Source organism: Microvirga sp. P4_G7 (assembly GCF_056401005.1).
Genome location: NZ_JBFUKD010000801.1, coordinates 1 through 1,488 on the forward strand (window position 1 = coordinate 1; position 1,488 = coordinate 1,488).

Consider the following 1,488-nt stretch of genomic DNA (forward strand, 5'->3'; position numbering starts at 1 on the left):
GTTCAAACCCGATGACGCAGAGCGTGCCCAAGGCAAAGCCTTCCCGGTTGATGAGGGGCATCCCGCAATAAAATCGAGCAAATGGCTCGCCAGCCACCATGGGCAGGTGCCGAAATCGCTCGCTCTCAGTCAGATCAGGCTCATAGATCAGATCGTTCGAGCACAGCGTGGTGTTGCACATGGTGATCTCGCGCGGGCACTCGACCATATCGGCCGGCAACCCGTATTTCGATTTCATCCAAGCGCGTCGCTCGTCCATGAGGCTGATCAAGGCGACCGGACAGCCACAGATCTCGGCGGCCAACTCGGTCAGCGCGTCATAGGAAAATTCCGGCGGGGTGTTCATGACGCGGTACAGCGCGAGTGCAGCAACCCGCTCCGCTTCCTGTGAGGAGACTTCGTCCATCAGTCCGCTCCCTCGGCCCGTTAGCTTTCGGCCGACCTGCAGACACCCCCATTGCTCCTCAGCCAATCACAGAAAGAAATTGCAATTGTGGCAACCCCGCCCCGAGGTGCCGCGCCCGGCAGCCCCCCGCTTCGGCAACACTTGCCGACGGCCCCGATCACGAAGTCGGCCGCTCCCTGGGGTCGTTCCGAGAAAAGGCTCCGACAACCGAAGCCTCCATTCTCATCAAAGGATGAACCAACTTTTCTGTAGGTCCAACTTGCCTTTGAGGCGGATCATCATCTCTGCCGTCTTGTCCGTATCGGTGTTGAGGTAGACGAATGTTTCCTTACCCACCACTTTGTATTTGAGCTGGCCGGCCTTCGTAAAATCCGCCTTGCCGATGAACTTGAAGGCCTGGTTTCCGCGCGCTTTGCTGTTGGCGTCGATCGCCGAGAGATCGATCCTGTCGCCACTCCGCCCCGAGAAATCAGTGATGTAGTCGGCCGCGTTCTTGGCCGTACCCGAGTCCCTTGGGCCGAAGGCGAACGTATCGCGGCCCGTGCCGCCGGTAAGAACGTCGCGCCCAAGACCGCCCGCCAGAAAATCGTTTCCGGCCGCGCCGCTGAAGACGTCCTTGCCGGATCCACCCACGAGCCGATCGGAGAGGGCACTCCCCGTCGCGCGCTCATCGCGCACGTCCTGAACGCCGATCGCGAAATCTTTGATGATGCGCTGCCCCAGAGAATCGATCGCCGCTACGCTGATGGTGTGCTGACGGGCCTGCTCGTAGTCGAGCATGACGCCATTGGCCACGCTGAGCGCGCCCGTTTTGCTGTCGAGCGCAAACCGGCCGTCGGCGTTTCCGACAAGCTCGAAGCTGTGAGTATCGCCCGCGTCGTCCATGACCGCGAATGATCCGACAAAGGTTCCGGAAGCGCTGTTCTCCGATACGACGTCGCCGTTCAGCGCCAAGCCGCTCGGTGCGGAATTGAGAAGTGACGCGGCGCTGATCTTGCGGTCGGAGAACTGGAAAATTTCCACGTTCAGAACCGTATCAATCCCGTCCCGGCCGTGCTGCGTGTCGCGAATTGTGAGGGAGC

General features: G+C 60.6%; 2 protein-coding genes. Both read right to left on the reverse strand.

The window, feature by feature from the left end; all coding sequences use genetic code 11:
* On the reverse strand, positions 1-406 hold a 406-nt coding region (locus AC1DT3_RS20805), incomplete at its 3' end, for a GAF domain-containing protein (RefSeq protein WP_477467102.1).
* 225 nt (positions 407-631) lie between these two features.
* A partial coding sequence (locus AC1DT3_RS20810; RefSeq protein ID WP_477467103.1) for a cadherin domain-containing protein occupies positions 632-1,488 on the reverse strand: 857 nt, incomplete at its 5' end.